This window comes from Thermodesulfatator autotrophicus (assembly GCF_001642325.1).
Classification (GTDB): Bacteria; Desulfobacterota; Thermodesulfobacteria; order Thermodesulfobacteriales; family Thermodesulfatatoraceae; genus Thermodesulfatator; species Thermodesulfatator autotrophicus.
Genome location: NZ_LSFI01000078.1, coordinates 1 through 6,409 on the forward strand (window position 1 = coordinate 1; position 6,409 = coordinate 6,409).

Below are 6,409 nucleotides of genomic sequence, written 5' to 3' on the forward strand. Positions count from 1 at the left end.
CGAGTGGTGAAACGCAATAATCCTCTCATCTTTATAGGCCCGCGCTGGGAGGTAATTCGAGATCTTGGCCACAAACTGATGGCCAAAAAGGTAGCCCATGAATTAGGTATTCCGGTAATTCCTGGCACAATTAACCCCATCTACAATGAAATAGAAGCCGAGGCTAAGGCCGAAGAGCTTTTCCTATGGCAGGAAGAACAGGGCTTTGAGCCGCGCATTTTGATTAAGGCCGCAGCTGGCGGTGGTGGGATGGGTATAGAAGAAGTTGATAACCTTGATATGGTTCGCCCGGTCTTTCGCCGTATCCGCGCTTACGCCAAGCGGCTTTTTGGAGATGACGGCGTTTTAATTGAAGTCTTTATCAGGGACTTTCATCATATTGAACTCCAGTTACTTGGTAATCAATTTGGTGAGCTGGTTCATTTTGGTACCAGAAATTGTACTATCCAGGTGCACCGCCAGAAACGCATAGAAGTGGCTCCCGGGTTTGACCCGGCTTATACTGACTATCCTTTTGACGCGGAAAAAGTGCTTGAAAGCATTGTTAACCATTCACTTAAACTTGCAGCGCACGTGGGTTACGATAGCGTTGGCACCTGGGAGTGGCTGGTTACCCGTGATGGCAAACATTACTTTATGGAAGTTAATACCCGCATTCAGGTGGAAAACGAAATTTCTGCCCGTATAAGCCGCATAAAAGGAAAAGAACCCAATCTCCTGGTGGAACAAATTCGGGCGGCCTTCGGTGATAAACTGGGCTATAAACAAAAAGACATTTCTTTTGAAGGCACAAGTATAGAGTTTCGTTTAATTGCCGAAGACGTAAAGCGGGGTTTTAAGCCCCTTTCAGGTACTATTACCAGGTTTGAGTACCCTGAGCGAGATTGGTTGCGAGTGCGCACTCATGTGCCCCAGGACGAACCTTATCGTATTCCTACGGAGTTTGACCCCAATCTGGCTTTAGGTATCATCTGGGGAAAAAATACCCCTCAGGCCATGGAGCGTGGCTTTGAATTTCTTAATTCCTTAGTTATTGAAGGAGAAACAGCCCAGGGTGAACCCCTGGCCACCAACATACCTTATTTAAAAGAAAAATTACCAGAGATTTTGAAATTTCTATGAGAGAATTACAGCGTTATTTAAACGACTTGATAGACCGCATAATCTACCTACAGGACATAAAAGGCGAGGACTGGGAAGGCCTTCCGGCTATCCTTTCTGAACTTAATAGCCTTAAAGAGAACTTTTATCAAATAACCGAAAAAACATGTCAGGCAAGGCTTGAGGCCATTGATAATCGCCTATCTCTTCTTGAAGAGCAGGCTGATAAGACCCTCACCCCCTACGAAACCGTTAAAATCGTAAGAAATCCCCAGCGTTTCACCCTGCTTGATATACTGGAAAACGTTTATGACTCCTTTACTGAGCTTGGCGGTGAGGGCGAAATAAACGTTGATCCAGCCGTGATTTGTGCTAGAGCTATGATTTCCCGCCGCGTGGGAGACAAGATTTACATGCACCAGGTAATTGTAATTGGGCACGAAAAAGGCCACGGGGAAGAGTTTAGAAACGGCGGTAGTGCCAAGCCCTGGGGGAACGAGAAGGCCCTGCGTTACATGCGCGTAGCAGAGACCGAAGGCATCCCCATTCACTTTTACGTGTTTACGCCGGGGGCTTTTCCTATAGAGGATTACCCAGGAGCAGCCCAGCAGATTGCGAGAAATCTTTATTTCATGAGCAAACTTAAGGTGCCCACGGTGGCTTTTATTTCTGAAGGTGGGTCTGGTGGGGCGGAGGCCATAGCGTTGTCTGACGTGCGGCTCATGGCTGCTTATGGTTATTACTCGGTGATAAGCCCTGAAGGGGCGGCGGCCATTGAGGGTAAGCTCAAAGAAGGACAGAGGCCACCGAGGGACCTGGTAGAATTCTGTGCCCGCCAGCTAAAAATTACCGCCAAAGATAATCTACGTCTGGGCACTATTGACCGCATTGTTCCTGAACCACCACTTGGTGCCAGGCGAAATGACTATCAGTTTTTCAAGCGCTTGCGTTACGAGATGATAAGGGCCACGGATGAAGCTGTTTTGCGTACCAAGAGCCTTAAGGCCTTTCGTAGCTATGCCCTTAAACGCAAAAGCGAAGAGGAAAATCCACCAGATGAGTTTGATGTTTATGTCCGCTGGGAGCTTTCAGACGTAGAAATAGAAAAGCTTCTTGACCTGCGCTCTAAAAAGTATCGTGAGATGAGCCGCCATGTCCTGGGGCTTAAAAAATCGCCTTTGAAAAACTACATAGAAAAAAGCCAGGATCTTGGCCTTCGTGTATATCATGACCTTCGTTACGGCTTTCTCAAGCAGAGCCAGAAGATGATTCAGCGGGTGATGGAAGATATCTCTGGTGAAGGTTTTGCTTTTTTAAAACAACTTACCGAGCCCCTTAAAAGCACTTATGACCTCCTGGGTACCAAAGGTCGCCGTGGCCGGGCCAAACCTGTGGTAGAAGAGCCGGTTATTGAAGATGTTTCTGAGCTTTACGTAAGCCCGCTTGCTCTTGAAGACCGCACGGTTACCTGCCCTAACGCTGAAAAGTTTGGCTGCCAGGATATCTGGGTACCTGACCTTTACGGTGAGTTTTGTGGTGTTTGTCCTACCTGTGGTTATCACTTTCCCCTTGAGTACCAATGGTATTTGAGCAACGTTTTTGACGCCAATAGCATTAAAGAATTTAACGCCCACATTGCCTCTACCAATCCCCTTGGCTTTGAAGGTTTTGACAAGAAACTGGCTCTAGCTCGGAAAAAGACAGGCCGAAACTCGGCCATGATTACTTTTCAGGCCAAAATTGGTGGCATCTCCCTTATTGTAGCCATGCTCATTGCTGATTTTCGCCAGGGCACGGTAGGTGCTGCTGAGGGGGAAAAGTTTATTCAGGCCTGTGATAGGGCCCGCATTACCAAGCGGCCGTTTCTGGCCTTTATCCACACTACCGGCGGTATCAGGATTCATGAAGGGACCCTTGGGGTTATCCAGATGCCGCGCTGCACGCTTGCTGTGCGCGAATACATAGACGAAGGCGGTTTATATCTCGTGGTTTACGATAATAATTCTTACGCTGGGCCGGTAGCAAGCTTCCTTGGTTGTTCTCCCTATCAATTTGCCATAAGGTCTACCAGGCTTGGTTTTGCCGGGCCTAGGGTCATCAGGGAAACTACAGGAGAAGACATACCCCCTGACTATCACAGTGCAGAAAACGCTTTAAGGCGCGGCCATATTCAAGGCATCTGGGACAGGCGAGAAATACGTAAAAAACTTTACGAAGCCCTCCTTACCATGGGGGGTAAGAATCTTTACTATCGTTAGGGCTTATGGCGCTTGATAACCGTAAAATAGACGAACTATTAAGGGCTTTTAAGGCGAATCCTTACCGGGTTTTTGTGGTGGGAGCGCCACATACCGGCTATGTTCGCGAGATTTTGGTGAAAGAGGGCGACGAAGTCAAAGGTCCATCAGGTAAATGGCTTGAAAAACCGGGTACTCCGCTTTTTGTGCTTGAGCGCGAAAGAAATCCAAAAACTATACGGGCCAAGGTGAATGGGGTAGTTTCTAAAATAAGACATGAATTACACGGCAAGTTTGTAGAGGCCTTTGAGCCTATTTTAGAAATAAAGCATCCCTTGAGCCAGAAAGAAATTATAGCTGAGATTCTGCGTGAGGCCTTACACATTGTAAAGGCCCCGGAAAAAGCCCGCTACTTTTTAAGCCCGGAGCTTGCCCAGAGAATTGAAAAAGAAGGTGAAGGCCGTGTAGTAGTAAAACCTGGCGACGAACTGGCCATTATGTATTTTATGAAAAGGGAGACCCCCATTTTACACGAAGGGCCCCCCATGGTGGTTTTTCGGGTGTTTTTCAGCCGCGGCCAGATGGTGGAACAGGGTGAACCTCTCTTCGGATTGTGTACCGAAGAGGAAAGGCCTTACCTTGAAAAACTCATCGCCCGTGTAAAGGAAGAGTGGAAGGCCTAGTCCTTTATTAGCCCGACTTCTTTAGCCTGGCGGCAAAGAAGCCGTCAAGGCCGTGGCGGTGTGGATAAGTGCGCATAAAGCCTTTATCATCTACCAGTTCTTTAGCTTCTCCTGGTAAGTAACGGCGAGCATCTTCTATCTGAAATTCAGAGTGTTCTGAAATAAATTTCTGAATAACCTCTTCATTTTCTTCAGGTTCAAGGCTACAGGTGGCGTAAACTATCACTCCCTTAGCTTTTACCAGCGGGGCAAGAGAGTTAAGTAAAGAGAGCTGTTTTTCAGGCACGGTTATCAAGTCTTCAGGTTTTCTGGCCCATTTTATGTCGGGATGGCGCCTTATAACCCCTGTGCCTGTGCAGGGGGCGTCTATGAGGATGCGGTCAAAGAATTTCCCACCAAGTTTTTCTATGCTCTTGGTGGCATCACCGGTGATTACTTCAATGTTAGTTATGCCGAGACGTCGGGCGTTTTCTTCAAGGCGCTTTAGTCTCCAGGCCAGCACGTCCATGGCATATATCTTTCCAGTGTTGCGCATGAGCTGAGCCAGATGGGTGGTTTTTCCGCCAACTCCGGCGCAAGCGTCTAAAATGCGCTCGCCTTCCTTAGGGGAAATGAGATAACTTACCAGCTGGCTGGCTTCATCTTGAACCTGGAGCCAGCCAAATTTGAAGGCCTTAAGGGAAGTTATCTGCCCGCGAAAGCCTTTAAGTTCAATGCCGTCAGGGCTAAAACGGCAGGGGCTTGCTTCAGGCACATCTTTTTTTAGGAAGAGCAAAAGATTGTCTCTAGTTACCCTTAAGGTGTTGGCTCGAACTACCAGGATCGGCCTTTCGTTTCCGGCCTTAAGCAGGGCTTCGGTTTCTTCTTCGCCAAAGCGTTCAAGCCAGCGTTCTACCAGCCAGCGGGGATAAGAGTATTTGATGGCTAGGTATTCGGCGAGATCCATTTCTTTGGGGGGAAGGGTTATTTCTTCTCTGCGCCTGGCAAGCTCTCTTAAGATAGCGTTTACAAAGTTTACAATCCACTGTCCGCGGCGAGGTTTAACAAGTTTTATAGTTTCAGCTACAGCTACCTGTACAGGGATGCGGGTGAAAAATATTTGATAGGCTCCAAGACGCAGGGCGTTTTTTACTTCTGGATCCATTTTATCAAGAGGTTTTCGGCTAACCCGTGAGAGCATATAATCAAGATAAGCCAGGTGCCTTACCACCCCGTTTATGAGCTCGGAAACGAGAGCCCGGTCTCTAGGGTCAGGAAGCACGCTTTTTTCAAGGACTTCTGTTAAGACTTCGTCAAGAAGGGGTTTTTTAGTTTCCCAGCGTATGAGGACCTTTAGAGCCATGGCCCTAGGATTTTTAACCGGCAATTTTGGCATAATTTCTCCTTGTGCCTGAGGTTTTTCAAGGTTAGGTTTTAAGGCGAGATGGCTAAGGTGGCAAGGGCAGATTATCGCATTATTTACGCAGATACCGATTGTGGTGGCGTGGTTTATTACGCCAACTATTTCAGGCTGTTTGAAATAGGCCGCACCGAGCTTTTACGCCAGGCAGGCCTTACTTATCGCGATATTGAAGAAAAGGAAGGTATTATCTTGCCAGTGGTGGAGGCCCGGGCCAGATACCGCCACCCGGCTCGCTATGACGACCTTATTACCATTGAAACTACTTTTGCTGAACTTTTCCCTCATAAAGTTCGTTTTGAGTATAAAATCTGGCACGAAAAGCGGCTTTTAGTGGAAGGCTTTACTGTGCATGTGCCCGTAAACAAAGAAGGCCGTTTGGTCAAATTCCCGGAAAAACTTTATAGCTTACTTAAGAAAATATTTTGATTCTGGACATTTTGTATACGAAACAGCCTTAACAGCCAAAAGCAACCGTGCGTTCTAACCTATTTTCTCAATTTTGGCGAAGGGTTCTCTTTTTATATTTGAGTCTCTCCTGATATAAATATCGAACTTAGCAGAGACTTACTAAGATATAGTATGGCATCTTCAAAATAGGTTTTACGGGATAAACTTATTTGATAAAAGTATGTGTAAGGTTAGCCAGTAAAATGGGTATATTGCTCCCTTAACCTCTCTATCATTGTAGGAAAACTTACCAGCATAGGTATCAGTGCTAAAGAAAGCCTGGTTACGAGGTTACGAAATTCAAGAACTAAAAATTCAATTAAAGCCAGACTATAAGATCATTACAGGAAAACTAACTCCCTTTTAAAATCTTCTATGTCTTCCAGTTTTCTTATCTTTTTGCTTTTTTGGGCTTTTCTAAGTCCTAGAAATCCTCTCAATTTTTGGGCAATCTCTTCCACGAAACTCCTGCTCCCTATGACTAGGCCCTCGGTAAAATATCTGATCTTTTGCCTGAAAATTTTGCCTGTCCCTTTTTC

The 6,409-nt window shown here is 46.5% G+C and carries 5 protein-coding genes and 1 pseudogene; 4 read left to right on the top strand and 2 right to left on the bottom strand.

Translation table 11 applies throughout. The features are described 5' to 3' along the window. The 3 genes from TH606_RS10735 to TH606_RS10745 form a co-directional block, all read left to right on the top strand. On the top strand, positions 1–1,122 hold a 1,122-nt coding region (locus TH606_RS10735), incomplete at its 5' end, for an ATP-binding protein (RefSeq protein ID WP_068543928.1). Beyond that, on the top strand, positions 1,119–3,359 hold the full coding sequence (locus tag TH606_RS10740; protein ID WP_068543930.1) for an acetyl-CoA carboxylase carboxyl transferase subunit alpha/beta: 2,241 nt from the start codon (positions 1,119–1,121) through the stop codon (positions 3,357–3,359). The genes TH606_RS10735 and TH606_RS10740, both read left to right, overlap by 4 nt. Positions 3,360–3,364: 5 nt before the next feature. Next, positions 3,365–4,021, top strand: a complete 657-nt coding sequence (locus tag TH606_RS10745; protein WP_068543933.1) for a hypothetical protein — start codon at positions 3,365–3,367, stop codon at positions 4,019–4,021. Between the two features lie 7 nt (positions 4,022–4,028). Here the strand turns inward: TH606_RS10745 and rsmB are convergent, their stop codons facing one another. Beyond that, the gene (gene rsmB / locus TH606_RS10750) at positions 4,029–5,396 is read right to left on the bottom strand and encodes a 16S rRNA (cytosine(967)-C(5))-methyltransferase RsmB (RefSeq protein WP_068543936.1); all 1,368 of its coding nucleotides are present in this window, start codon (positions 5,394–5,396) and stop codon (positions 4,029–4,031) included. Positions 5,397–5,444: 48 nt separating this feature from the next. Between rsmB and TH606_RS10755 the strand changes: the two genes are divergently transcribed. Then, complete coding sequence (locus TH606_RS10755) at positions 5,445–5,849, top strand: acyl-CoA thioesterase (RefSeq protein WP_068543939.1); 405 nt, start codon at positions 5,445–5,447, stop codon at positions 5,847–5,849. Between the two features lie 362 nt (positions 5,850–6,211). Here TH606_RS10755 and TH606_RS11935 read toward each other — a convergent pair. Next, positions 6,212–6,409: pseudogene (locus TH606_RS11935) on the bottom strand (hypothetical protein); the annotation flags it as partial.